Raw genomic sequence first — 25,298 nt, 5'->3', positions numbered from 1 at the left:
GTGGTCCGGGGACGCCGTCAGGGCGCCTCGAGATGACAACTGAAGGAGCCGTCACCATGACGCAGCTTCCGGCTGCCCAGAAGGCCGCCGACAACCCGAAAGCCCTCTACGGCGGGTCCGGCACCCGCCGCGTGACCGTGCGCGACCTCGGCGCCGCCAAGGAGCGCGGCGAGAAGTGGCCCATGCTCACCGCGTACGACGCGATGACCGCGTCGGTCTTCGACGAGGCCGGCATCCCGGTGCTGCTCGTCGGGGACTCGATGGGGAACTGCCACCTCGGCTACGACACCACCGTGCCGGTCACGCTCGACCACATGGCGATGCTGTCCGCCGCCGTGGTGCGCGGCACCCGGCGGGCCCTGATCGTCGCCGACCTGACCTTCGGGTCGTACCAGGAGGGCCCGGTGCAGGCCCTGCGCAGCGCCACCCGGCTGGTAAAGGAGGCGGGCGTCGGGGCGGTGAAGCTGGAGGGGGGCCGGCGCTCGCTGGCGCAGACCGAGGCGCTGGTCGAGGCCGGCATCCCGGTCATGGCGCACATGGGGCTGACCCCGCAGTCCGTGCACACCCTGGGCTACCGCGTCCAGGGCCGCGGCGACGAGGCGGCACACCGCCTGGTCCAGGACGCGAAGGCCGCGCAGGACGCGGGCGCCTTCGCGCTGGTGCTCGAACTGGTGCCGGCGGAGGTCGCCGCCGAGATCACCAACGCGCTGGAGATCCCGGTGATCGGGATCGGCGCCGGGCCGGACACCGACGCGCAGGTGCTGGTGTGGACCGACATGGCGGGGATGACCGGCGGGAAGGTGCCGCGCTTCACCAAGCAGTACGCGGACCTGCGCCGCACCCTGGGCGACGCGGCGAAGGCGTACGCGCAGGACGTGGTGGGCGGGGAGTTCCCGGCGGCGGAGCACACCTTCCACTGAGCGGGGAGCACACCTTCCACTGACCTGACGCAGGCGGGCGGGTCCGGTACGCCGGGCCCGCCCGGACTTTTCACCCCGCGATCTGAGACATTCCGCCCCCGCGCCCGTATGGACCGGTGAGCGCCGCGGCCGCGGCGACCCTCCACACCTCCGGGAAGCCGTCCGCCGATGTCTCGATCCGCGATACGCGAACTCGACCGGGAGCCGCCGGTGCGGCAGGATGCGCCCGTGGACGGACCCCCGCCGGAGATACCGGAACAGGCCGGCGCGGTGCGCCCGCCCGGTCCCGGCCCGGAGCCGGACCTCGGCCCCGACCGCTCGGGCCCGGAGGAAGACCTCATGCGGGCCCTGTACCGCGAGCACGCGGGCGCCCTGCTGACCTATGTCCTCAAGCTCGTCGCGGGCGACCGCCACCTCGCCGAGGACGTCGTCCAGGAAACCCTGCTGCGGGCCTGGAAGAACGCCGCCCGGCTCGACCCGCGGGCCCGCTCCCTGCGGCCCTGGCTGATCACGGTGGCCCGCCGGATCGTCATCGACGGCCACCGCAGCCGCCAGGCCCGCCCGCCGGAGACCTCGCCCGCCGTGCTCGACCAGCTGCCCGCGCGCGACGAACTGGAGCGCTCGCTGCGCCTGATGACGATCTCCGACGCCCTCCAGGACCTGTCCGAAGCCCACCGCGAGGCGCTCGTGGAGACGTACTTCAAGGGCCGTACGGTCAGCGAGGCCGCCGAGGAGCTGGGGCTGCCGCCGGGGACCGTGCGTTCCCGGGTCTTCTACGCGCTGCGCGCCGCACGGAACGCGCTGGAGGAGAGAGGGGTGACCACCTCGTGACCCCCATGCCGCCCCATGTGGACGTGGGCGCCTACCTGCTCGGGGCGCTGGACGACGCGGAGATGTCCGCGTTCGAGGAGCACCTCGCCGAGTGCGACGCCTGCGGGCGGCAGCTCGACGAGCTGAGCGGCGTGGTGCCGGTCCTCGCCGAACTGCGCGCGGACGGTGTCGGGATGCCCGGGCCGCCCGGCGACGCGCTGCTGGAGCGGATGCTGCGGCAGGTCGCCGGTGAGCGCCGGGCGCGGCGCAGGCGCCGGCTGGTCGCGGTCGCGGTGGCCGCGGTGCTGGTGGTCGGCGGCCCGGCGATCGCGGTGCTGGCCACCCGCGGCGGTGGCTCGGCTGCCCCTGCTGCCGCCGCGCAGGACTCGGCGAGCGACCCGTCGACCGGGCTGTCGGCGGTGGTGGGCCTGACGGACAAGGCGTGGGGCACCGAGGTGAGCCTGCGGCTGGCCGGGGTCTACGGGCCGGACCACTGCCACCTGGACGCGGTCGGCCGCGACGACTCCCGGGAGACGGTCGCGACCTGGTCGGTGCCGCAGGCCGGCTACGGCACGGGCGCGCATCCCCAGGCGCTGACCGTCAGCGGCGCCACCGGCATGCACCCGACGGCGATCAACCGGTTCGAGGTGCGCACGGCCGACGGCACCCTGCTGCTGACCATCCCGCAGTCCGGCACCCAGCCGACCGACCGGCCGCGCGGCACCACCGGCTGACCTGCGGCGGTGCCCCCCGCCGTACCACCGGTCGGGCGGGGCGCCGGCCGCCGACATCCCGCCGACAGGGCGCTGTCGGCGGGATGTCGGTGCCGTGTCGGTGAGCCCGTGCAGGGTGGTGGACATGACGACGCGACTGACAGACAACGGTGGGACCGCCGCCGTCGAGGTGCGCGGTCTGGTCAAGCACTACGGACCGACCAAGGCACTGGACGGGGTGGATCTGGAGGTGCGCCAGGGCACGGTACTCGGCGTGCTCGGCCCGAACGGGGCCGGCAAGACCACGCTGGTACGGGTGCTGTCCACGCTGGTGCAGCCGGACGCGGGCACCGCGCGGGTGGCGGGCTTCGACGTCCTCAGGCAGCCCCGGCAGCTGCGCCGGGTGATCGGCCTGACCGGGCAGTACGCCTCGGTGGACGAGAAGCTGTCCGGCCGGGAGAACCTGTACATGATCGGGCGGCTGCTGGACCTGCCCCGCAAGGACGCCCGGGCCCGCGCGGACGAGCTGCTGGAGCGGTTCTCGCTCACGGAGGCCGCCAAGCGGCCGGCGATGCAGTACTCCGGCGGGATGCGCCGCCGGCTGGACCTGGCGGCGAGCATGATCGGCCGGCCCGCGGTGCTCTACCTGGACGAGCCGACCACGGGCCTGGACCCCCGCACCCGCAACGAGGTGTGGGACGAGGTGCAGCGGATGGTCGCCGACGGCGCCACGGTGCTGCTCACCACGCAGTACATGGAGGAGGCCGAGCAGCTCGCGAACGAGCTGACGGTCATCGACCGCGGCCGGATCATCGCCGGCGGCAAGGTGGCCGAGCTGAAGGCGAAGGTCGGCGGCCGGACCCTGCGGATCAGGCCGAGCGAGCCGGCCGCGGCGGCCGGAATGGCCGACGCGATCGCGTCGGCGGGCCTGGACGGCGTCGCCGGCGCCCGGATCGACGAGGACGGCCTGGTCAGCGTGCCGATCCTCAGCGACGACCAGCTCACCGCGGTGGTGGGCGTGCTGGGCTCGCGCGGCTACGGCATCGCGCACATCGACACCCATCTGCCCAGCCTGGACGAGGTGTTCCTCGCCATCACCGGCCAGAAGTCCTCGGCGGCGCCCGGGGAGCAGCAGGACGCGGACGGCACGGCCGACCGTGCGCAGGACACGACGGAGAACGTGGAGGTCCCGGTATGAGCACCGCGACGGCGACGGTGACCGCCCCGGCGCGGGTCGCCTCGGACGAGGGCAGGATCGGCCTGCGGGCCAACCTGCGGCACATCGGCGCCCTCGCGCGCCGCAACATGCTCCAGATCAGGCAGGACCCCGAGTCGATGTTCGACGCGGTGCTGATGCCGGTGATCTTCACCCTGCTGTTCGTGTACGTCTTCGGCGGCGCGATCTCCGGCAAGGGCCACCAGCACGAGTACGTGAACTACGTGGTGCCCGGGCTGATGGCGATGATGGGCATGAACCTGTCCATGGCGGTCGGCAGCGGCATCAACGACGACTTCCGCAAGGGGGTCATGGACCGGTTCCGCACCATGCCGATCGCCCGGTCCACGGTGCTGATCGCGAAGATCGTGGTGGAGGTCGGCCGACTGCTGATCGCGATCGCCATCCTGCTGGGCATGGGCTTCGCGCTGGGCATGTCCATCGGGACGGACGTGATGCACCTGGCGGCGGCGATCGTGCTGTCCGTGGTCTTCGGCGCCTCGCTGATGTGGATCTTCATTCTGCTGGGCCTGACCATGAAGACCGCCCAGGCGGTGCAGGGGGTGGGCATGCTCGTACTGATGCCGTTGCAGTTCGGCAGTTCGATCTTCGCCAGTCCGACCACGATGCCGGGGTGGCTGCACAACTTCACCAAGGTCAATCCGCTCTCCAACCTCGCGGACGCCTCCCGGGCGCTGATCAACGGCGGGGCGGTGGCGCACTCGGTGTGGATGACACTGGCCTGGGCGGTCGGCATCACCGCGGTCACCGCGCCGCTGGCGGTCGCCCGCTTCCGCAAGAAGACCTGATCCACGGCGGGCCCCGGCGGGCGGCCCGGCCCGCGAGGAGCCCGGCCCGTACGGGCCCCGAGGAGCGGTCAGTCCACGTCGCACATCAAGGCGACGGCCCCGGCGACGTCGAGGCCGTCGCCTTCGGCGTACGCGGCGGCGTAGCCGTCCTCGCCGAGCAGTTCGCGCAGCCGGGCGCGGGTCCGTTCGATGTCCCGCTTCTCCAGCGGCGGGATCGCCACCGGCCGCAGCCGGTCGTGCGCCGCCAGCAGCCGGACCGCCCGGGTCAGCCGGGCCGGCCCGGCGCCGGGCTCGGCCGCACCGAGGAGCAGCAGCAGTTCGGCGACGGCGGGCGTCATCACCATCGCCACCCGGGGGGCGATCACCCGGGCCAGCGGGTGGGCGTTCATCGCGTTGACGCCCGCGGAGAGGATGGCCAGGCCGCCGGCCGGGTCACCGGAGCGGCCGACGAGGTAGCCGCGGACGCCCTCGAGCATCCCGTCGACGAACCCGGGCACCGGGAAGGCGTTCTCCTTGCTCTCCGCGACAGTCCGCTCGACCAGGGCCAGCGCCTCGGGCACCCGGTCCAGCCGGGAGAGCAGGCCCGCCAGCTGCACCCGGCCGTAGAAGGCGGCGCCGAAGCTGGCGTTGCCGAACCGCTCGGCGTCGGCGATGCCCTCGCGCATCACCCGCTCGCCCTCCTCCACCTCGCCCAGGCTCGCCAGCGCCTCGCCGAGCCGGACCAGCACCACCGGCACGTGCTGGTGCGCGCCGACCTTGCGGGCCAGCACGATGCCCTCGCGGCAGCAGCGGGCCGCGCGCTGCCAGTCGCCCATGTTGCCCGCCGCCTCGGCCTCCCCCGACAGGGTCTCCGCGGTGCCCCACTCGTCGCCGATCCGCTCGAACAGCCGCCGGCTCTCGCCGATGTCGGCCAGTGAGAGGTCGAGCCGTTCGCTGATGTCGTTGTTCACCTTCGCCCGCAGTTGCAGGGTGTAGGCCAGCTCCCAGGTCCGGCCGAAGCGCCGGCAGCACTCGATGGTCTCGTTCATCAGCTCGTGCACCCGGTCGAAGTCGCCGGAGAAGAACGCCCCGAAGGCGCGGGTGATGCCGGGCTGGCGGGCCGACTGCGGCAGGTGCGGCGGGTAGGTCTCGATGAGGGCTGCGCCGGCCCGGATGATCCGCTCGTTCGACCACCAGTCGTCCTCGCCGTCATGACTGGACAGCTCCATGACGTGGACGTAGCGGCGGGCCTCCAGCAGCTGTTCGCCCTCCAGCGGCGGCGGGTCGTCCAGCAGGCCGCGCTCCAGCGGCACCAGGCTCGGCGGCTCGGCGAACGGGTCGGGGCCGAGCGCGACGACCGCGGCGGGCCAGTGCCTGCGCTCCGAGACGTAGTTGCGCACCTCCCAGAACCAGGCGCAGCCGATCACCAGCAGCAGCGCCTCCTGCTCGTCGCCGCCCGCCACCGCCCGGCCCAGCGCGGCCCGCAGGTTGTCGTGCTCGGTCTCCAGCCGCTCGAACCACAGGAGTTGGCCGCGCTCGCGCAGCTTCGGGTCGGCGGTGCGGACGTACTCGCGGAAGTGCACGATGTGGCGGCGCTCGATCAGGGCGCGCTCGCCGGACGCGTCGAGCCGCTCGGCGGCGTACTCGGAGATGGTCTCCAGCATGCGGTAGCGGGTGCCGTCGCCGCGCTGGTCGGCGAGGACCAGGGACTTGTCGACGAGGGAGGCGAGCAGGGCGGCGGTGTCGGGCGGGGCTATCCACTCGGCGGGCGCCCCGCGGGCGGGGTCACCGGTCACGGGGTCGGCGGTTCCGGGGGCCGGGTCGGCGCAGACCGCCTCGACCGCGTCCAGCGTCCAGCCGCCGCGGAAGACCGCGAGCCGGCGCAGCAGCACCCGCTCGGCCGGCTCCAGCAGGTCCCAGGACCAGTCCACGACGGCGCGCAGCGTCTGCTGCCGCGGCAGGAGCGTACGGCTGCCGCCGGTGAGCAGGCGGAAGCGGTCGTCGAGCCGGTCGGCGAGCTGGCGCGGCGAGAGGCTGCGCAACCGGGCCGCGGCCAGCTCGATCGCCAGCGGCAGGCCGTCCAGCCGCCGGCAGAGCTCCGCGCACGCCACCGGGTCGTCGTCGACCCGGAAGCCGGGGCGGGCGGCGGCGCCGCGGTCGGCGAGCAGCCGCAGCGCGGTCGGGTCCGGCAGCGGGTCCAGCGGCCGCACCAGCTCGCCCGGCACGCCCAGCGGTTCGCGGCTGGTGGCGAGCACCGACAGGCGCGGGCAGGAGGCGAGCAGCGACGCGGTGAGGGCGGCGGCCGCGTCGATGACGTGCTCGCAGTTGTCCAGGACGAGCAGCAGTTCGCGGCCGGTGCAGTAGTCGACGAGCTGCCGGGTCGCGTCGCGCGCGCCGGCCGCCTCGGCCGCGAGCGCCACCCCGGCGGCGCTGCCGTGGTGCAGCAGCGTCTCGCGCAGCCCGAGCGAGCTGATCACCGCTTCGGGGAGGGTGCGCGGGTCGCTGACCGGGGCCAGTTCGGCGTACCAGACGCCGTCCGGCCAGCGGCCCGCGACCAGGTCCCCGGCCTCCTGCGACAGCCGGGTCTTGCCGGTGCCGCCCGGCCCGGTGATCGTCACCAGCCGGCCCTGCGCCAGGTCGTGCCGCACCGCCGCGAGGTCCCGCTCCCGGCCCACGAAGCTGGTCAGCCGTGCCCGGGCGTTGCCGGGCGCGCCCACGGTGCCGCCGCGCGGTTCCGCCCCGGCGCCGGGCGTGCGGTCGTACGTCCACCCGGCGGGTCCGGAGCCGTTCGCGCCGGGCGGCGGCGCGGTGTCCGGGGTGCGCGCGGCGTCCGGGGCGGGCTCGGCGGGCGGGGGCTGGACATGCGGGGGCTGAAGGAGTTCCGCGTGCAGGCGGCGCAGCTCCTCGCCGGGGTCGGTGCCGAGTTGCTCGGCCAGGTCCCGGCGGACCGCCTCGTAGGCGGTGAGGGCTTCCGCGGTGCGGCCGGCGGCGCGCAGGGCCCGCAGGTGCAGGGCGCGCAGCGGCTCGTCCAGCGGGTGCGCGGCGGCCAGTTCGGCGAGTTCGGGCAGCACCTGCCCGGCCCGGCCGAGGGCGAGGTCGGCGGTGAGGCGGTGCCGGTGGGCGTCCAGCCGCAGGGCCTCGCTGCGGACGGCGGCGGTGCCGCGGTCGGGCAGGTCGGCCAGCGCGGGGCCGCGCCACAGCGCGAGCGCGTCGCCGAGCAGCCCGCCGGCCTTGACCGGGTCGCCGTCGGCCAGGGCCCGGGCGCCTTCCTCGGCGAGCCGCTCGAAGCGGTACAGGTCCACGTCGTCGCGGGCGGCCTGGAGCCGGTAGCCGCCGCCGAGCGAGGCGACCGCGTCGTGGCCCAGCGCCCGCCGCAGCCGTCCGACCAGGGCCTGGAGCGCGCCGACGGCGTCGGCGGGCGGCTCGCCCTGCCACACCTCGTCGATCAGGGCGTCCGCGCCGACCACCCGGCCGGGCCGCAGCGCCAGCGCGGTGAGCAGCGCGCGCAGGCGCCCGCCCGCGAGGGCGACGGGGGCGCCGTCCTCCCGCAGGGCCTGGGTGGGGCCGAGGATCGTGTATCGCACGGCCCCATTCTTACGGAGTCGGCGCGGCCGGTGTCACGAGGTGCGGCGCCCGGTACGGGCCGCTCGGGCCGGTGCAGGCCGTCCCCCGGGTGGCGCACCGGGCGGAACCGGGGCCGGCCGCCGTCCGTTCTGCGGACGAGGCACGTGTCCGAGCCCGCCCGGGATGGCATGATCGGGCGGCACCGCACCCGAACCCCGCCCCGCGAGGAGCCCGTACATGACCGTCACCCCGCTGCGTATGACCAGGAGAGGCGAGAACCGCCGGATCAGCCCGGTGTTCCTCGGCATCACCGCGGTGATGGTGGTCTCCGGCTGGGCGGTGTGGTCGGGCTACGCGTCCGACGCCGGCTTCGCGGTGTTCCTGTTCGTGCTCTCCGGCTGGCTGTTCTCGCTGTGCCTGCACGAGTACGCGCACGCCCGCACCGCCCTGCACAGCGGCGACACCAGCATCGAGGCCAAGGGCTATCTGACGCTGAACCCGCTGAAGTACGCCAACGCGGCGCTGTCGATCCTGCTGCCGCTGATCTTCGTGGTCCTGGGCGGTATCGGCCTGCCGGGCGGCGCGGTGCTCATCGAGCGCAACCGCATCCGCGGCCGGCTGCGGCACAGCCTGATCTCGGCGGCGGGCCCGCTGGTCAACGTGGCCTTCGCGGTGCTGCTGATGCTGCCCTTCACGCTCGGTCTCGCCGACTCCTGGCCGCAGGACTTCCGGGCCGCCCTGGGGTTCCTCGGGCTGCTCCAGGTGACCGCGGCGATCATGAACTTCCTGCCGATCCCGGGCCTCGACGGCTACGGCGTGCTGGAGCCGTGGCTGTCGTACGAGGTGCGCCGGCAGGTGCAGCCGTTCGCGCCGTTCGGGATGCTCGCGGTCTTCGGGGTGCTCTACATCCACTCGGTCAATGTGAAGTTCTTCAACGCGATGTACCACGTCATGACGTGGTTCAAGGTGCCGGACTGGATGCCGTCCTACGGCTACTACCTCTTCCAGTTCTGGCGCCACTGAGCGGCGCGGGACACTGCCGCGCCGCCTCACCCGGCGGTGTGCTGCTGCCCGGCGGCCGCCGCCAGCTTGGCCCTGCGGTAGTAGTACCAGCACATGTTGCTGGTCAGACCGGCGAGCAGCACCCAGACCACCCCGATCCAGTGGCCGTTGACGAAGGAGACCACCGCGGCCGCCACGGCCAGCAGGCACACGATCAGGGAGTAGAGGGCGAGGCGGGGCATGGCGGTCGGGCTCCTGTGCTGGTCGGGGGTGCGGCGGGAAGTTCGGCGGGGGGATTCGGCCGGGGCCGGGCCGGTCACACGTCGGTGAGGCGCAGGCCGGCGTGGGCCTTGTAGCGGCGGTTGACGGAGATCAGGTTGGCCACCAGGGACTCGACCTGGTGGGCGTTGCGCAGGCGTCCGGCGAAGACACCGCGCATGCCGGGGATGCGGCCGGCGAGGGCCTGTACGAGGTCGGTGTCCTTGCGGGAGTCGCCGAGCACCATCACGTCGGTGTCGATCGTCTCCACCCCCGGGTCCTGGAGCAGCACCGCGGACAGGTGGTGGAAGGCGGCGGTGACGCGGGAGTCCGGGAGCAGCGCGGCGGCCTGCTGGGCGGCGCTGCCCTCGTCGGGGGTGAGCGCGTAGGCGCCCTGCTTGTCGAAGCCGAGCGGGTTGACGCAGTCGACGACGAGCTTGCCGGTGAGCGGCTCGCGCAGCGCCTCGAGGGTCTTCGCGTGGCCCTCCCAGGGGACGGCCACGATCACGATGTCGCTGCGGCGGGCGCACTCGGCGTTGTCCGCGCCCTGCACGCCGGTGGCGCCGAACTCGCCCGCGGCCAGTTCGTCCGCGGCGGCCTGGGCGCGGGCGGCGTCGCGCGAGCCGATCACCACGGACTGCCCGGCCCGCGCCAGGCGGTAGGCCAGGCCCCGGCCCTGGTCGCCGGTGCCGCCCAGCACCCCCACGGTCAGGTCGGACACGTCGGGCAGCGCCCAGGGGTCCTTGGCGGCGGGCTTCTTCACGTCGTCAGCGGTCATGGCCCCATCTTCCCACCGGCCGCCCTCCCGCCCGCTTCCGGGCGGCTACGCGGGCAGCGCGTCGTCGGCGGTCGCGTCGTCGGGGACGTCGGCCGGGCTGTCGGCGGGGGCGTCGGCGGAGGCGACCGGTTCCACCGGAGGCGCGTCCCGCGAGTCGTACGCCATCAGGGCGGGCAGGAACAGCGCCAGCAGGCCCACGGAGGCGACGCAGGCCAACCCGCCGGACCAGACCGAGATCCGCGCGGTGCCGAGCGCGGCGACGCCGCCGGAGCGGACCTGCCCGAGCTGCGGCCCGGTGGAGTACGACAGCAGCTCGATCCCGGCCAGCCGCCCGCGCAGGGAGTCGGGGATGGTCTCGTTCCACATGGTGGAGCGGCCGATGCCGCTGACCATGTCGCAGGCGCCGGCCGCCCCGAGGAAGACCAGCACCACCCAGATGTGGGCGGTCCAGCCCGCGCAGGCCATCGCCAGCCCCCAGCCGGCGGCCGCGTAGACCACCATCCGGCCGTGCCGCCGCACCCGGGTGGCCCAGCCGCTGGTGAGGCTGACCAGCAGCGAGCCGACCGACCCGGCGGCGTACATCAGGCCGAGCGACCAGCGGGCGTGCAGGTCGTCGGCGAGGAAGGGGAAGATCGCGGCCGGGTAGGCGAAGAACATCGCGGCCATGTCGATCAGGTAGGTGCCCAGCAGTTCCTTGCGGCTCCAGGCGTAGCGGGCGCCCTCGGCGATGCCGCGCAGCGACGGCGGGCGGGCGTCGTGGGCGGCGGGCGAGCGGCGCAGGAACACGCTGAGGGCGACGGAGACGGCGAAGGTGGCCGCGTCGACGCCGTAGGACCAGCCCAGGCCCGCGTAGGCGATGACCAGGCCCGCGGCGGAGGGGCCGGCGATCGCGCCGATCTGCCAGCGCAGGGCGTTCAACGAGGCGGCCGCGGCCAGTTGGTCGCGGGGCACGATGCGCGGCACGATCGCGTCCAGCGCGGGCCGTTGCAGGCCGGCGAGCGCGCTGGACAGGGCGGCGCCGGCGTACAGCGGCCACACCGCGGGGTGCGGGGCGAGCGCGTTGGCCAGCAGGCCGACCACCAGCAGGCCCTGCGCGGCCTCGGCGGCGACGATCAGCGTCTTGCGGTCGACGGCGTCGGCGAGCGCGCCGCCGTAGAGCCCGAAGACGATCAGCGGCACGAGCTCGACCGCGCCCACCGCGCCGACCGCGACCGCCGAGCCGGTGATGTCCTTGATCTGGACCGGCAGCGCGACCATCGTCAGGAAGCTGCCGAAGTTCGTCACCACCCCCGCGGTCCACATCAGCCGGAAGTCGCGGGAACTGCGCCAGGGCGCGAGGTCGGGCAGGAGACGCTTCAGCTTCACCCGGGTGAATCTGCCGGGCGCAGGGGGGCGCGGGCAACGTGTTTTCCGGCACGTCCGCCGCCCGCGGTGCAGGTCAGGCGGGTGGACGGCGCCTGGCGGGCGGTGCCTTGGGCCCGGGGGCTCAGTCCTGGGCGTCCCAGTCGTCGTTGCGCTCCGCGACCCGCTCCATCGCGTGCTCGGCCTCCGCCTTGGTCGGGTAGGGCCCGAAGCGGTTCTTCGCCGGGCAGTCCGGCCCCTCCTCGACCCGCTGGTGCTTCAGGCAGTAGAACCACTCGCCCGGCTTGCCCGCGGGCTTGTCCGCCTTGTGGAACACCATGACGCTCTCCCTCGCTCGCGGCCGCCACCGGCCGTGTCCCGACGCCGCCCGCCGTAGGCGGCCGCACGGCCCGGACCTCCTCATCGTGCCCGATCTCCCGTGGATACACTCGTCGGCATGTCTGGTCAGTCGCCGCTCGTGCCCGGCACTCTGTCCCCCTCCCGCCAGGTCCCGGGGTCGATCCCGCGGCCCGAGTACGTCGGCCGGCCGGGCCCCGCCGCGTACACCGGCTCCGAGGTGCAGGACGAGGAGACCGTCGAACGGATGCGGGTCGCCTCGCGGATCGCGGCGCGGGCGATGGCCGAGGCCGCGAAGGCGGTGGCGCCGGGGGTGACGACGGACGAACTGGACCGGATCGCCCACACCTACATGGTCGACCACCGGGCCTACCCCTCCGACCTGGGCTACCGCGGCTTCCCCAAGTCGATCTGCACCTCCGTCAACGAGGTGATCTGCCACGGCATTCCGGACTCGACGGTGCTGCGCGACGGCGACATCGTCAACCTCGACGTCACCGCGTTCATCCACGGCGTGCACGGCGACTGCAACGCGACGTATCTCGTGGGCGACGTGAGCGAGGAGTCGCGGCTGCTGGTGGAGCGCACCGAGGAGGCGCTGAACCGGGCGATCAAGGCGGTCCGGCCGGGCCGCCGGCTCAATGTGATCGGGCGGGTCATCGAGTCGTACGCCAAGCGCTTCGGCTACGGCGTGGTGCGGGACTTCACCGGGCACGGCATCCACACCGCCTTCCACTCGGGCCTGATCGTGCCGCACTACGACGACCCGCGGGCCACCACGGTGCTGCGGCCCGGGATGACCTTCACCATCGAGCCGATGCTCACGCTGGGCACCCACGAGTACGACATGTGGGCGGACGGCTGGACGGTCGTCACCAAGGACCGCAAGCGCACGGCCCAGTTCGAGCACACGCTGGTCGTGACGGCCGACGGCGCCGAGGTCCTCACGCTCCCCTGACGGGCGGCGCCCGGTAGGGTTTGCGGCGATCCCCATCGGGTACGAAGGAGAGCCGACGCGCCATGATCCGCCGCAGGTTGTGCCTCGGGGCCGCCGCCATCGCGCTGACCGTGCCGCTGGCCGGCTGCGTGACCGTGCACGGCGAGCGCGCACTTGTTCCGTCGCTCCGGCCCGCCGAGGCGGCCAAGGTGCTGGCGGACTTCGCCGCGCAGAACAACAAGGCGACCAAGGCCTACGACGAGCAGGCGATCACCGCCGCCGAGGCGGGGCCGCTGGGTGCGATCGACCAGGCCGGGGTACGCGCGAAGCACGCCAACAACCCGGGCGGGAACAAGAGTTACTCGCCGCTGAAGTTCTCCGACGCGAAGTTCCTCATCCCCGAGCAGCGCGGCTGGCCGAAGTTCTTCGTCGCGGAGGCGAAGACGAACCGCAACGGGGACGCGCGCTGGCTGCTGGTGTTCCGCCACGGCGGGGCGGGGCAGCCGTGGAAGGCGGACTTCCTCGGGGTGGCCACGGCGGACGAACTGCCGGACTTCGCCGTCGACAAGGACGGGCACGCCGAGGCGGTGCCGCTGGCGGGTACCGATCTGGCGGTGCAGCCGGGGCAGTTGAGCGCGCAGTACGCGAACTATCTGGACAGCGGTGCCGGTGCGTCCGGGGGTTCCGGTGCTTCCGGCGGGTCCGGTTCCGGGTCCGGGAAGAACGGGGCCGCCGCGGCCGGGGTGTTCGCGGACGGGCCGGCCACCTCCGGGCTCAAGGACAGCCGCGCGAAGTCCGCGCACACCGCCAGCACCGTGACGCAGTACGCCGACCAGGCCGATGTCGCGGGCGACTTCGCGCCGGTCGCGCTGCGCACCACCGACGGCGGCGCCGTCGTCTTCTTCGGCTCCCGCCACCAGTCGCGGGCGACCTTCCGCGCCGACCACCCGCTCACCCTCGACGACGACACCAAGGCGCTCACCTCCGGCACCCCGAAGACGTCGATCACCCTCTACCGGGTGGCGCAGAGCATGGTGCGGGTGCCGCCGAAGAAGGCGGGCGCGAAGGTCACGTTCGTGAGCTACCTGACGGGCCTGGTCTCGGCGAAGGGCGAGTAACCGGGCCGGGAGCCGAACCATCGGCCGGGCCGCCGGCGGGCGGTGCGGGTCGGCGCCTGGCGGGCGTGCCGGTGTCAGCGGCCCCAGGCGACCGGCGCGGGCTCGAACTCGTAGCCGAACTGGGCGCAGGCGTCGGTGAGGATGGCGAGCACCGGCAGCGGGTCGGGCAGCGGCAGGTCCGGGCCGTGGCCGTCGAGCCACTGGACGCTGTGGCCGGAGGGCAGCCGCGCGGGCGGCAGCAGGACGTAACTGCCGCGGCAGTGCCAGCGGATGCCGGGGTGCTCGTCGGCGGTCTCGGGGTGGCTGTCCAGCGCGCAGGGCCACCACTCGTCCTCGTCGGCGGGGGTGCCGCGGGTGGCGGTGAAGAACAGCAGCCGCTCCTCGCCGTGGGCGGCGACCGGCCCGAGCGTCGCCGCGTCGGCCGTCAGCCGCTCCAGGGCGAGCCGGCCGGCGTCCGCGGGCACGTCGAGCACGTCGTGGCCGATGCCGGTCGCAGTGACGAAGTTCGCCAGCGGGTGGGTGCGCAGCCAGTCCTCGACGCGCTGGGGATCGGTGGACGCCTGGGTCTGCCAGGCGAGCGAGACCGGGTGCAGGCCGGGGATCGGACAGCCGATCCGCTCGCAGGAACAGCCGTAGTTCTCCGGGTGGGCCGCCGGGACCAGCCGGAAGCCGGCCACGGCCGCGGCCCGGGTCAGCTCGTCGCGCCGCGGGTCGGGGCCGGAGCGGGAGCCGCGCGCGCCGCGCGGTGTCCGGGCGGGGCGGACCGGGCGGGTGGGGCGCTCGGCGGGAGAGGCGGACGAGGCGGACGAGCCGCTGTCCGCGCCGCGGCGCAACCAGTCGGACAACCTGTTCCTGCCTGCCATCGAGCTCCTTCCCTCGCCCCTGGGCCACCGCGATACCCGACACGGTACGCCGACGGTGGAGGCAATCCTGCCTCCTACCTGGATTGAACAGCCACTCGGGGTGGAAGTCTTCCCGTGCAACCTTTACCGACGAGATGTCGGCAAGACCTTGACCGATCGAACGCGGCACGTCTTACTTAGGTATACCTAACTCGTTGACTTCCGGGAGACCGCCTTGCCGCCGCTGCCTGTCGCCACGCCCTTCTCGACCGTCATCCGCACCGCGAGCCAGGACCTGCACACCGAGGTCAACAACACCTCGTTCATGAGCGACATGCTCGGCGGGCGGCTCGGCGTCGAGGCGTACGCCCGCTACACCGAGCAGCTGTGGTTCGTCTACCGCGCGCTGGAGGACGGCGCGGCCGCGCTCGCCGGCGACCCCGTGGCCGGTCCCTTCCTCTTCCCCGAGCTCTCCCGGGTGCCCTCCCTGGAGCGGGACCTCGCACACCTGCGCGGGCCCGGCTGGCAGCAACGGGCCACCCCCGTGCCCGCCACCGCCGCGTACGCCGCCCGCATCGCCGAGGTCGCGGAGACCTGGCCGGCGGGCTACGTCGCCCACCACTACACCCGCTACCTCGGGGACCTCTCCGGCGGGCAGGTCGTGCGCGACACCGCGCAGAAGACCTGGGGGTTCGACCACAAGGGGGACGGCGTCCGCTTCTACGTCTTTGACGGCATCCCCAACCCCGCCGCCTTCAAGCGGTCCTACCGCGCCCTGCTCGACGCGCTCCCCCTCGACGCCCCCGAACAGGCCCGCGTCATCGCCGAGTCCCGCCGCGCCTTCACCTTCAACGGCGCCCTCCTCGCCGACCTCGCCACCGCCTGACGTCTTTTGGCGGCGCCGTATTGCCCCCCGGGTGCGCTGATCCCCCCGGGGGCCCGGGCGGAGGACGGTCAGATGAGGAGGAGGTGGCCGTGGGCGTTCATCAGGTCGCGGACCTCCGGCAGGTCGTCGTACGCGCGGAGTCTGGTGAGGACGACGCGGACGCGTTCGGAGGTGCGCGTGCTGGTGAGGTCGCCGGACACGTCGATGGTGCGGTGCGCCTCTTCCACCGCGCGCTCGGGCTCGTTCGCATCGGCGAGGGCCACGGCCAGCCACGAACGGTAGAGCGCCACCTCGCGGGTGTGCGTGGCGTCGTACCGGCCGAGCACGTCTTCGAGCAGGGGGACCGCCCGGAGCGGCCGGCGCAGTTCGGTGTAGGCGCGGGCGTCCATCACCTCCAGTTCCGCCTGGGTGACCCAGTAGGCCCAGGCGGGTGCGTCGTCGGTGTCCGCTGATCCGAGTGCGTCGTGGGCGTCACCGAGTGCCTGGATGGCGGACCGCGCTTCCCCGGCCTTCGCGTGGGCCCATGCGACCCGGTCGAGGAACAGGGCTCGGGTCTTCGGCGGCGCGTCCGGTCCGGCTTCGTCCACCGCCGCGTGGGCGAGGTCGATCCCCTCGCGTTCCCGGCCGGTGTTGGAGTGCTGGTAGGCGAGGGACCCGGCGAGGTTGGCGACCAGCGGCCGGTCACCGGCCTGGCGTGCGGCGGAGATACCGAGCGTGTAGGCCCGTTCGGCGTCCGAGTGGCGTCCGGCGTCCGACGCGATCCAGCCCGCGATCTGGGCCAGCTCCCCGATCTGCACGAGCAGTGCGCGACCGGTGCTTTCGCTGAACGCCGCCTCTCGGTGCAGGCGCACCCCGGCATGGAGTGCGCGGAAAGCCGGTTCGATCAGGTCGCCGCCGGAAAGCACGTCGTCGGCCAGGCGCAGGGCATGTACGCGGGCGGCCAGGTCGGCCACGGTCTCGGCGCCGATCCGTCGGCCTCGTGGGGCACTCAGGGGGGCCATGAGGTCACCGTCGGGAAGCAGCTCCGCCAAGGTGGCGGACGGGCCGGGCAGAACTCCACCGGGAGCGTTGCGGGCATACGCGGCGGCCCGCTCCATCTCGGATGCGGGAACTCCCAGCGCCTGGGCCAGAAACGGCAGCCAGGTATCCGGAATGCGTTCGCCACGCTCCCAACGTGACACTTCATTACGGGTGATCGACTGCGTGCCCGACAGATCCGACAGCCGCAGCGCAAGAGTTCGCTGGGACTTGTCGGCCCGCCGCCGAAGCTGTGCCACGTACGCGCCGAACCGGCGCCGCCGTTCGATTTCGCTCGCCATCTGGCCCCCTTCCTCCCCAGTCTGGCCCCTCTCTGGCCCCCTGTCTGGTTCCTCACCCGCACGCGCCGAACGGCTTCGATGGACGGTGAGACCCCGGCGGCCGTGCAACCGGCCCCGGGGCGTGGCCGGTCCGACACCGTTCCGAGGAGCAGCAGATCGACATGCAGGAAACTACTGGGTTTGCGGGCCTGGACACGGACCCAGCGCATCGCCTGTCGCCAGCGGCATTGCTGGAGGACCTCTCGTAGCTCGGTCGCAGCAGAACCCGAACCCTTCGGACCACATCGGAGAAAAGGAAGAGACGTCCGCATGGAGAACGACGACGACAGCACGATCGGCGACGGCAACGGAAACGGGAATGCCAGGGGTAAGAACGTCCGGGCGGTGGACCGGTTTTCGGCGCGGGCGCTGTACGCCAACCGGCTCGCGTACGAACGCGAACGCTCCGGGATGAGCCTGGTGCAACTCGGCGAGAAATGCCGGTACGAGCAGTCGTACCTGCACCGCCTGGAGACCGGCGGCCGCTTGGGCACCGTACAAGCCGCCCGCGCGCTGGACGCGGTGTACGGGACCGGGGACCTGCTGGAGCGGCTCTGGTGGCTGGCGAAACGCGAGACCAAGGACCGACTCGTCCTCGGCCTCGCCCCGTTCGAGGCGAACGCGGCCGGCATCCAGGAATACGCGAACAGCACCGTCCCGGACCTGCTCCAGACCCGCGCCTACGCACACGAGCAACTGCACCTCGCGCAACTGAGCGACGAACAGGCCGAGGAGCAGGTCACGGCACGGCTCGACCGGCACGCGCGGCTGACCGGACCCGAGCCGGTGCACTACCGGGCCCTGATCGACGAAGCCGTCCTACGCCGCAAGGCCCGCGACCCCAAGACGTGGACCGCACAACTGGAGCACCTCATCGAGGCAGCCCAGTGGCCAGGCGTCGCCCTGCACGTACTGCCCTACGGCACCGGACCCCACCACCTTCGCAGCGCCCTGGAACTGGTCTACCTGCGCAACGGCGCCACCGTCGCCTACACCCAGGGAAGTTGGAGCGGCCACCTCACCGACGACCCCGAGGAAGTCGAACCCCTGCGCATCGCCTTCGACTCCCTGCGCGACACCGCACTGCCCCCCGCCGCCTCCCTGACCTTCCTACGAGCCCTGCTGGACGAACACACGCAGCACGGGACGCCGGAGGAGGGTGCCGCGTCGTGAGCCCGGTACCCCGGGGGCGTCAGCCGGTGGTGCGGCGCGGGCGGGGGGAGCGGGCTACGAGGGCCGTGGCCGCGGCACCGGTGACGACGAGGGCGGCGGCCGCGCCGAGGAGGAGGGGGACGGGGGTGTCGGACCCGGTGGACGCGAGCGTGGCGCCGTCGGTGGTGCCGTCGGTGCCGCCGACCGTGGCGGCACCGTACGACGTGTCCGCCGCGGAGGTGCCGGTGGAGGCGGTCGAGGCGGTGGGGAGTGCGGCGCCGTCCTCGAGGGAGACCGCGACGGTCACCGGGTCGAGCGCGTCACCGGCCTGGTAGAACCCGCTGAAGACGCCCGCCCCGTCGGCGGTGAGCGAGGCGGCGGCCGAACTGACGGTGACCACCTCCCCGTTGACCGTGGGCGACACCTTGCTGAGGGTGGCCACGTCGAGGTCGTCGTAACTGCTGGTCTTCCCCGTGGACATGTCCTTGCTGGTGACGTCGGCGGTCAGGGTGCCGGTGCTGCCGCTGGTGGTCACCTTGAGGTTGCTGAAGGACAGGTCGAGCAGGTAGGTGCCGTCGGTGAGGTGCCCGAGGAAGTGGACGCCGCCGGCGAAGGACACGTTGAGCGCCTTGCCGTCGGCGTCCCAGGTGCCGGTTCCCTTCGGAAAGCGGTAGCCGGCGGCGGTGTCGGCGGCGCCCCCGCTCAACTCGGCCTTGCCGTCGGCGATCGGGCCGGTGACGTAGCTGCGGAAGGACTCCTTCACGCCCCAGTCGAGGTTGCCGTCCACCACGGTGGCGCCGGTGCCGGTGCCGGTGTCGGTGGGAGCCGCGGGCGCGGTGGTCGCTGGGTCCGTCGTGGCGGGAGCCGACGTGGTCGGCCCGGTGGTCGGCCCGGTCGTGGCCGGCTCGGTGCTCGGTGCCGTCGTGGGTGCCGTCGTCGGCGAGGTGGTGGGCGGGGTGGTCGCCGGGGTCGTCGTGGCCGAGCCCGCCGTCACCGCGAGGTTCGCGGGGTCGAGCGCCGTACCCGCCTGGTACATCCCGTTGAACGCCTGCGCACCGTCCGCGGTCAGCGCGGTCGCGATCGCGTCGTAGGTGATGCTGCCGTCGGAGCCGTGGCCCGCGGTGGCCGCGGACAGGTCGAGTGCGGCGAAGTCCACGTCCTCGGAGGTGGTGCCCGCCGAGGTGACGTCGGCGGTGAGGGTGCCGGTCGTGCCGGTGGTGGTCAGCTTGATGTCGGCGAGCTTGATGTCGAAGCCGTGCAGCGCGGAGGCGAACTCCACGCTGCCGTCGAACGCGACCGTCACGGAGTGCGTGCTGGTGTCGTACGTGCCGGTGCCGTGGGTGAAGCGGTAGGTGCCGTCGTCGTTGGCGGTCGCGCCGTCGGCGGTGGTGATGGTGCCCGCCGCGATGCCGGTGACGTAGCCGCGGAAGGACTGCTTCACGCCCCAGTCGAAGGTGCCGCCGCTCAGCGGCAGGGTCGGCGGTGGGGCGTCCGCGGCGGTGGCGAGCGCGGGCAGGCCGAGCGCGGCGGCGCCCCCGGCGGTGGCGGCGGCGATGGCGAGGGCGAGCAGGCGGGAGCGGTGCCGTCGGGGCATGCGGGTGAGCGCGGACATGGCGGAATGCCTCCTTTGGGGCGCAACGGGTGCGATGCGCAAGGGGTGTACGGGCAACGGGAGTTGGGGGGACCGGCGGCAGCGGGCGCGGGGTATCCGCTGCCGCCGGCTTCAGTCGGCCTCGGGCCCGGATGTCGGTCCGGGCCCGAGACCGGGCTCAGGGGCGGGTCCGTCGCCGGACCCGGGTACGGTGGCGGCCCCGTCGCGGCGGCGCCCGCGGCCGCGGACCCGGGCGAACGCGGCCGCCGCGAGGACGGCCGCCGCGCCGAGGGACAGCGCGGTGACCGTCCCGGCGCCGGTGCCGGTGCCGTCGGAGGCGTTTTCGGGGTGCAGAGCGGCGGCGGGCGCGCTGCCGGCGGGCGGTGCGGGCGTCGTCGCGGGTGCGGAGGCGGCCGTGGTCGGGGCGGTGCCGATGTCCGGCAGCGCGGGCAGCTTCGCGCTCGCCGTCAGGGCGGCGGACACGCTGATCGGGTCCATCGACGTGCCCGCGGTGTACAGGCCGTTGAACTTCGCGGCGCCCCGCGCGGTCAGTTCGGTGGGCGCGTCGGCGACCGTGAGCAGGCCGTTCCTGGGCGTGGGCGCGGCGGGCGCGGTGAAGGTGGCGAAGGCGGTCCCGTCGGCGTAGAGGGTGCCCTTGGCGCCGGCGAGGTGGACGCGTACGCCGCTGAGCGCGAGGTCGAGCCCGTACGATCCGTCGGCCGCGCGCAGGCCGAGGAAGCGGACGGTTCCGGTGAACGAGGCGTCCAGAGTGCGGGTCTTCGCGTCGTAGCTGCCCTTGCCGCTGCCGAAGCGGTAGACGGCGCCGCCGTCCTGGGCCCCGCCGGAGACCTGCGTCCGGCCGTGCGCGATGTCGCCGCTGACGTACTCGCGGAAGGTGCGGCGTATGCCCCAGTCGACGGCGCCGCCGGTCAGCGGGCCGGACGTGGTGCTCGAACTCCGGCTTGCTGAGGGCGACTTGGCGGGTGTGGTAGCGGACGCGGCGGCGGGGCGGTGCAGGTCGACGGAGAAGGTGACCGGGTCGAGGGCGGTGCCCGCGGTGTAGTAGCCGGCGAAGGCGCGGGCGCCCTGCGCGGTGAGTGTCGCCGGGACGGTGCCGAGGTCGAGCTGCGTGCCGGTGGCGCCCTTGGTGCTGACCTTGCCCAACGCGAGGGAGGCGAGCGGCACTTGGGCGGTGGTGGTGAACTTACCGGTGTCCTTGTCCTTGCTGCGCATGTCGGCGTAGAGGGTGCCGGTGCGGCCGGAGATCCGCACGGTGGGGCGGGAGATGGCCAGGTCGAGGACGTAGCTCCCGCCGCTCTGGCGGTGCCCGACGAAGTGCACGCCGCCCTGGAAGCCGGCGGTGAGCGCGCCGGTGGCCGGGTCGTACGTGCCCTGCGCGGACGGGAAGCGGAACTGGCTGCTGCCGACGGTGTCGGCGCCCCCGGTCAGGCTCCAACTGCCTTGTGCGATGGGTCCGGTGACGTAGCTCTGGAACGACGCCTTGATGCCCCAGTCCAGCCGGCCGCCCAGCACCGTGCGGGTGGGCGCGTCCTGCGGAGCCGCGTGCGCGGCGGTCACCGGCGCGAGGAGCGCGGCGGCGAGCAGGGCGAGGCAGGTGGCGATGCGCGGCCGGAGCCGTACGCGGCGGCGCACACGGGCCCGGACCCGGGCAGGGCGGAGCAACGGCATACGGACCTCTCAAGAAACCGACCGACTTAGGTAAGGCTAACCTAAGCTAACCTCATGGGCGGCGGGAAGCCCGCCCCCGGAGGTCCGGGACGGTGACGGTGACCGTGACGACGACGAGGAGGCGGCGAGCAGTGCGAAGAGGGCCGGTACACAGCACGGACGGGACGGGGAACGTGGGGTCGCGCTCGACGGAATGGCGGTGGGCCGCCGCACTCGCCCTCGCACTGGCGGTCCTGCTGGCCGGGTGCGGCGGCAGCGCCTCGCCGGGCACGCCCGCCCCGGCCGGGTCCACCGCCTCCGCCGCCGACCTGGTACAGCCGCTGTCCGGCACCCCCGCGCCCCAACTGCCCGCCACCGTAAGGTCGTCCGACGGCCGTACCGTCACCGTGCGCAGCGACGACCGGATCATCCCGCTCACCGGCGGCCTGTCCGAGGTGGTCTTCACCCTCGGGCTGGGCAGCCGTGTGGTGGCCCGCGACATCTCGGCGACCTTCGCTCAGGCGGCCAAGCTCCCCCTGGTCACCCGCGCGCACGACGTGTCCGCGGAGGGCGTGCTCTCGCTGCGTCCGACGGTCGTCCTCGCCGAGTCCACCACCGGCCCGGCAGACGCGATCGCGCAGATCCGGGCGGCGGGCGTACCGCTGGTGGTCCTCCCGGCCGCGACCTCGCTGTCCGACGTCGGCCCGCGGATCGACGCGGTGGCCGCCGCGCTCGGCGTGGCGTCCGCGGGGAAGAAGCTGCGTACGCGCACCGCGCAGCGGATCGCCGCCGTCCGCCGGGAGGTTCCGGCCGAGGCGCGCAGGCCGCGGGTCGCCTTCCTCTACCTGCGCGGCACCGCGTCCGTCTACCTGATCGGCGGGCGCGGCTCCGGCGCCGACTCCCTGATCGCCGCGGCCGGCGGCACCGACGCGGGCGTAGCGTCCGGCCTGACGAAGGACTTCACCCCGATCACCGCCGAGGCCCTGGTGAAGGCCGCGCCCGACGTCATCCTGGTGATGACCGAGGGGCTCCGGTCGGTGGGCGGGGTCGCGGGCCTGGAGAAGGTGCCGGGCGTCGCCCAGACCCCGGCCGGACTGGACCGCCAGGTGGTCGCGATCGACGACGGCACCCTGCTGAACTTCGGCCCGCGCACGGATGTGGTGCTGCGCGAACTGGCCGACGGGATACGGGAGTCGGCGAAGTGACGGCATCCCAGGACACCACGGCCGCCCCCGCGGGACCCGATGCCGGCGCGCCCGCCGCCAAGCCCGCTGCTTCCGGCGTCCGTTGGCCATGGGGGCGGCGCAACACCCTGCTCGGTACGGGACTTGCCGTCGGCCTGGTGCTGGTGGTGCTGCTGTCGGTCGGCGTGGGGGCCTATCACCTCGGCACCGGTGACGTCATGGCGTCGGTGGCGCACCGGGCCGGGCTCGGCGGCCACCGGCTGGACCGGGTGGGCGAGTCGGTGCTGTGGGACGTGCGGATGCCGCGGGTGGTGCTCGCGGTGCTGGTCGGCGCGTCGCTCGGCTGCGCGGGCGCGCTGATGCAGGGCGTGTTCGGCAACCCGCTGGCCGAGCCGGGCGTGATCGGGATCTCCTCGGGCGCCGCGGTCGGCGCCGCCGGGTCGATCGCGCTCGGCCTCGGCTTCGCCGGGAACTGGACGGTCACGGTCTGCGCGTTCGCCGCGGGTCTGCTGACCGTCCTGGTGGTCTACGGGCTGTCCCGCTCCGGCGGCCGTACGGAGGTGGTGACGCTGGTGCTCACCGGCATCGCCGTCAACGCCTTCGCGGGCGCGGCGATCGGGCTGTGCGTGTTCTCCGCGGACAGCGCGCAGCTCACCGAGATCACGTTCTGGCAGCTGGGTTCGCTGGCGCAGGCGACCTGGCCGAAGGTGCTCGCGGTGCTGCCGTGCGCGGCGGCCGGGCTGGCCGTGGCGCCCTGGTACGCGCGCCGGCTGGACCTGCTGGCGCTCGGCGAGCGGCAGGCCCGGCACCTGGGGGTCGACGTGGAGCGGACGCGGCTGGCGCTGATCGCGGTGGTGGCGCTGCTGACCGCCGCCGCGGTGGCGGTCGCGGGCATCGTCTCCTTCGTCGGGCTCGTGGTGCCGCACCTGCTGCGGATGGCGGCGGGCCCCGGCCACCGCTTCCTGCTGCCGGGCAGCGCGCTGGGCGGGGCCCTGGTGCTGGTGGCCGCGGACCTGGCCGCGCGGACCCTGGCGGCGCCGGCCGAGTTGCCGCTCGGGGTGCTGACCGCGCTCGTCGGCAGCCCGTTCTTCTTCTGGCTGCTGCGCAGGACCCGTGGCCGGCAAGGGGGTTGGGCGTGAGCGGGCGTACGCTGCCCGGCCGCCGGGGGCTGCGCGGGCTGTTCACGGCGCGGCCGGCGCCTCCCGCGCCCGCCCGGCCCGGCGACGTGCTCGCCGCCGCCCGCGAGGTGCGGGTGTCGCTGGGCGGTCGGGAGGTGCTGGCGGGGGTGTCGCTGGACGTGCGGGCCGGGGAGGTGCTGGCGCTGGTCGGGCCCAACGGGGCCGGCAAGTCCACGCTGCTGGCCGCGCTCGCCGGTGACCTGCCCGCCGGGGACGGTGAGGTGCGGGTGGACGGCGCGCCCGTGGCGTCCTGGACGGCCGCCCAACTCGCCCTGCGCCGGGCGGTGCTGCCGCAGTCCGCGCCGCTCGCCTTCCCGTTCACCGTCGAGGAGGTGGTGCGGATGGGCCGGGCGCCCTGGGCGGGGCGCGACGACGGCTCCGCGGTCGCCGCCGCCATGGCCGCCACCGAGGTGCGGGCGCTGGCGGCGCGCCCCTGTCCCGCGCTGTCGGGCGGGGAGCGCGCCCGCGTCGGCCTCGCCCGCGTCCTGGCCCAGCAGGCGCCGCTGGTGCTGCTCGACGAGCCGACCGCGGCGCTGGACCTGCGCCACCAGGAGCTGGTGCTGCGGGTCTGCCGCGGTCAGGCCGCCGCCGGGCGGGCCGTCGTCGTGGTCCTGCACGACCTCGGGCTCGCCGCGGCGCACGCCGACCGTGTCGCCGTCCTGGCCGGCGGCCTGATCGCCGCCGACGGCTCCCCCGCCGATGTGCTCACCGCGCCGCTGCTCACCCGGGTCTACCGGCACCCGGTGGAGGTCCTCCCCCACCCGCGCACCGGCCGCCCTCTGATCCACCCGCACCGCACTACGGAACCGGGGGCACCGGAGGCGCCGGGGGCACCTGCGGGCGCAGCTCCATCGTGCAGCACTTGACGCTGCCGCCTGCCTTGTGGAACTCGGACAGGTCGACGGCGACCGGCGCGAAACCGCGGCGGCGCAGCGGCCCGCGCAGGCCCTTGGCGGCGCGCGGCAGCAGCACGTTGCGGCCGTCGCTGACGGCGTTGAGGCCGAAGGCGGCGGCGTCCTCGGCCGTGGCGAGCAGCGCGTCGGGGAAGAGCCGGGCGAGGACGGCGCGGCTGCCGGGGGTGAAGGCGCCCGGGTAGTACATGATCTCGTCGGCGGCGTCGTCGAGGACGGCGAGCGCGGTGTCGAGGTGGTAGTAGCGGGGGTCGGTGAGTTCGAGGCTGATGACGGGGCGGCGGAAGAACTCCTGTGCCTCGTCGTGCGCGAGGGGGCTGCTGCGGAAGCCCTGCCCGGCCAGCAGCCAGGAGGACGTCACCGCGAAGTCGCCCTCCCCTTCGTTGACGTGCTCCGGCTCGCGGATGTCGGGGTAGCCGTGCGCGCGGAACCAGGCGAGGTGCGCCGGGGCCTCCGCGGTGCGCTCGGGGTTGGCGAACCGCGCGCCCAGCACCCGGCCGTCCACGACGGTGGCACCGTTCGCCGCGAACACCATGTCGGGCAGGCCCGGCAGCGCGTCGAGCACCTCCACGGTGTGGCCGAGCCCGCGGTAGCGCTCCCGCAGGTCCTCCCACTGGAACATCGCGAGCGCCGGGTCCACCGGTTTCCGCGGGTCCATCCAGGGGTTGATGCTGTACGTCACTCGGTAGTGCGCCGGTGGGCACATCAGGTACCGGCGGGGCGTCG

General features: G+C 74.1%; 23 protein-coding genes. 13 read left to right on the top strand and 10 right to left on the bottom strand.

Annotation, left to right across the window (positions count from 1 at the left end; all coding sequences use genetic code 11):
* Positions 1-56: 56 nt before the first annotated feature.
* The 5 genes from panB (at position 57) to AC3ERT_RS32995 (ending at position 4,468) form a co-directional block, all read left to right on the top strand.
* Complete coding sequence (gene panB, locus AC3ERT_RS33015) at positions 57-920, top strand: 3-methyl-2-oxobutanoate hydroxymethyltransferase (protein WP_335982650.1); 864 nt, start codon at positions 57-59, stop codon at positions 918-920.
* A gap of 339 nt (positions 921-1,259) precedes the next feature.
* Complete coding sequence (locus AC3ERT_RS33010) at positions 1,260-1,751, top strand: sigma-70 family RNA polymerase sigma factor (RefSeq protein WP_335982774.1); 492 nt, start codon at positions 1,260-1,262, stop codon at positions 1,749-1,751.
* A gap of 5 nt (positions 1,752-1,756) precedes the next feature.
* Positions 1,757-2,464 carry an anti-sigma factor family protein gene (locus tag AC3ERT_RS33005; RefSeq protein WP_435178573.1) on the top strand — a complete coding sequence of 236 codons (708 nt, stop codon included), beginning with the start codon at positions 1,757-1,759 and terminating at the stop codon, positions 2,462-2,464.
* A gap of 124 nt (positions 2,465-2,588) precedes the next feature.
* Positions 2,589-3,641 (top strand): ATP-binding cassette domain-containing protein, encoded by a 1,053-nt coding sequence (locus AC3ERT_RS33000; RefSeq protein WP_435132920.1) that lies wholly within the window; start codon positions 2,589-2,591, stop codon positions 3,639-3,641.
* Complete coding sequence (locus tag AC3ERT_RS32995) at positions 3,638-4,468, top strand: ABC transporter permease (protein WP_335982646.1); 831 nt, start codon at positions 3,638-3,640, stop codon at positions 4,466-4,468. Before AC3ERT_RS33000 ends, AC3ERT_RS32995 begins: the two co-directional genes overlap by 4 nt.
* Before the next feature lie 68 nt (positions 4,469-4,536).
* On the opposite strand, the gene AC3ERT_RS32990 is transcribed toward AC3ERT_RS32995, so the two are convergent.
* The gene (locus AC3ERT_RS32990; protein ID WP_435178558.1) at positions 4,537-8,031 is read right to left on the bottom strand and encodes an AfsR/SARP family transcriptional regulator; all 3,495 of its coding nucleotides are present in this window, start codon (positions 8,029-8,031) and stop codon (positions 4,537-4,539) included.
* A 217-nt stretch (positions 8,032-8,248) separates the two neighbouring features.
* Here AC3ERT_RS32990 and AC3ERT_RS32985 point away from each other — a divergent pair, with 217 nt between their 5' ends.
* Entirely contained in the window at positions 8,249-9,034 is a 786-nt protein-coding gene (locus AC3ERT_RS32985; protein WP_335982642.1) for a site-2 protease family protein, read from the top strand.
* A gap of 26 nt (positions 9,035-9,060) precedes the next feature.
* On the opposite strand, the gene AC3ERT_RS32980 is transcribed toward AC3ERT_RS32985, so the two are convergent.
* The 4 genes from AC3ERT_RS32980 to AC3ERT_RS32965 form a co-directional block, all read right to left on the bottom strand.
* Positions 9,061-9,255, bottom strand: a complete 195-nt coding sequence (locus AC3ERT_RS32980; protein WP_335982639.1) for a hypothetical protein — start codon at positions 9,253-9,255, stop codon at positions 9,061-9,063.
* Positions 9,256-9,329: 74 nt separating this feature from the next.
* Positions 9,330-10,049: an NADPH-dependent F420 reductase gene (npdG, locus tag AC3ERT_RS32975; protein ID WP_335982635.1), complete on the bottom strand. Its 720-nt coding sequence runs from the start codon at positions 10,047-10,049 to the stop codon at positions 9,330-9,332.
* A gap of 45 nt (positions 10,050-10,094) precedes the next feature.
* Entirely contained in the window at positions 10,095-11,351 is a 1,257-nt protein-coding gene (locus tag AC3ERT_RS32970; protein WP_435178571.1) for an MFS transporter, read from the bottom strand.
* A 184-nt stretch (positions 11,352-11,535) separates the two neighbouring features.
* Positions 11,536-11,730 carry a hypothetical protein gene (locus AC3ERT_RS32965; protein ID WP_335982630.1) on the bottom strand — a complete coding sequence of 65 codons (195 nt, stop codon included), beginning with the start codon at positions 11,728-11,730 and terminating at the stop codon, positions 11,536-11,538.
* Between the two features lie 117 nt (positions 11,731-11,847).
* Between AC3ERT_RS32965 and map the strand changes: the two genes are divergently transcribed.
* Positions 11,848-12,705, top strand: coding sequence for a type I methionyl aminopeptidase (map, locus tag AC3ERT_RS32960; protein ID WP_435178556.1), 858 nt, complete (start codon positions 11,848-11,850; stop codon positions 12,703-12,705).
* 62 nt (positions 12,706-12,767) lie between these two features.
* Positions 12,768-13,802, top strand: a complete 1,035-nt coding sequence (locus AC3ERT_RS32955) for an SCO2278 family lipoprotein (RefSeq protein ID WP_435178554.1) — start codon at positions 12,768-12,770, stop codon at positions 13,800-13,802.
* Positions 13,803-13,876: 74 nt separating this feature from the next.
* Here AC3ERT_RS32955 and AC3ERT_RS32950 read toward each other — a convergent pair whose 3' ends face one another.
* Positions 13,877-14,665 (bottom strand): bifunctional DNA primase/polymerase, encoded by a 789-nt coding sequence (locus AC3ERT_RS32950; RefSeq protein WP_435178552.1) that lies wholly within the window; start codon positions 14,663-14,665, stop codon positions 13,877-13,879.
* A 214-nt stretch (positions 14,666-14,879) separates the two neighbouring features.
* Between AC3ERT_RS32950 and AC3ERT_RS32945 the strand changes: the two genes are divergently transcribed.
* A complete protein-coding gene (locus AC3ERT_RS32945; RefSeq protein ID WP_435178550.1) occupies positions 14,880-15,530 on the top strand; it encodes a biliverdin-producing heme oxygenase in 651 nt (216 codons plus the stop codon).
* Between the two features lie 68 nt (positions 15,531-15,598).
* On the opposite strand, the gene AC3ERT_RS32940 is transcribed toward AC3ERT_RS32945, so the two are convergent.
* Positions 15,599-16,849 carry an NsdA family TPR-like regulatory protein gene (locus AC3ERT_RS32940; RefSeq protein WP_488180751.1) on the bottom strand — a complete coding sequence of 417 codons (1,251 nt, stop codon included), beginning with the start codon at positions 16,847-16,849 and terminating at the stop codon, positions 15,599-15,601.
* Positions 16,850-17,158: 309 nt separating this feature from the next.
* On the opposite strand from AC3ERT_RS32940, the gene AC3ERT_RS32935 reads away from it, so the two are divergent.
* On the top strand, positions 17,159-18,061 hold the full coding sequence (locus AC3ERT_RS32935) for a helix-turn-helix domain-containing protein (RefSeq protein ID WP_435178548.1): 903 nt from the start codon (positions 17,159-17,161) through the stop codon (positions 18,059-18,061).
* A 19-nt stretch (positions 18,062-18,080) separates the two neighbouring features.
* Here AC3ERT_RS32935 and AC3ERT_RS32930 read toward each other — a convergent pair whose 3' ends face one another.
* Positions 18,081-19,652, bottom strand: coding sequence for an HtaA domain-containing protein (locus tag AC3ERT_RS32930; RefSeq protein ID WP_435178546.1), 1,572 nt, complete (start codon positions 19,650-19,652; stop codon positions 18,081-18,083).
* A gap of 111 nt (positions 19,653-19,763) precedes the next feature.
* A complete protein-coding gene (locus AC3ERT_RS32925; RefSeq protein ID WP_435178544.1) occupies positions 19,764-21,320 on the bottom strand; it encodes an HtaA domain-containing protein in 1,557 nt (518 codons plus the stop codon).
* A gap of 173 nt (positions 21,321-21,493) precedes the next feature.
* Between AC3ERT_RS32925 and AC3ERT_RS32920 the strand changes: the two genes are divergently transcribed.
* The 3 genes from AC3ERT_RS32920 to AC3ERT_RS32910 are packed head-to-tail and all read left to right on the top strand — an operon-like array spanning position 21,494 to position 24,527.
* Positions 21,494-22,504, top strand: a complete 1,011-nt coding sequence (locus tag AC3ERT_RS32920; protein ID WP_435178542.1) for a heme/hemin ABC transporter substrate-binding protein — start codon at positions 21,494-21,496, stop codon at positions 22,502-22,504.
* Positions 22,501-23,622: a FecCD family ABC transporter permease gene (locus AC3ERT_RS32915; RefSeq protein WP_435178540.1), complete on the top strand. Its 1,122-nt coding sequence runs from the start codon at positions 22,501-22,503 to the stop codon at positions 23,620-23,622. The genes AC3ERT_RS32920 and AC3ERT_RS32915 overlap by 4 nt, the downstream gene beginning before the upstream one ends.
* On the top strand, positions 23,619-24,527 hold the full coding sequence (locus AC3ERT_RS32910) for a heme ABC transporter ATP-binding protein (protein WP_435178538.1): 909 nt from the start codon (positions 23,619-23,621) through the stop codon (positions 24,525-24,527). Before AC3ERT_RS32915 ends, AC3ERT_RS32910 begins: the two co-directional genes overlap by 4 nt.
* Here AC3ERT_RS32910 and ddaH read toward each other — a convergent pair.
* A complete protein-coding gene (gene ddaH / locus AC3ERT_RS32905; protein ID WP_435178567.1) occupies positions 24,460-25,278 on the bottom strand; it encodes a dimethylargininase in 819 nt (272 codons plus the stop codon). The genes AC3ERT_RS32910 and ddaH overlap by 68 nt on opposite strands.
* Positions 25,279-25,298: the final 20 nt, after the last annotated feature.

The sequence above is a fragment of the Actinacidiphila sp. bgisy145 genome (assembly GCF_057708125.1).
This window is presented reverse-complemented; position numbering and strand designations above follow the sequence as displayed.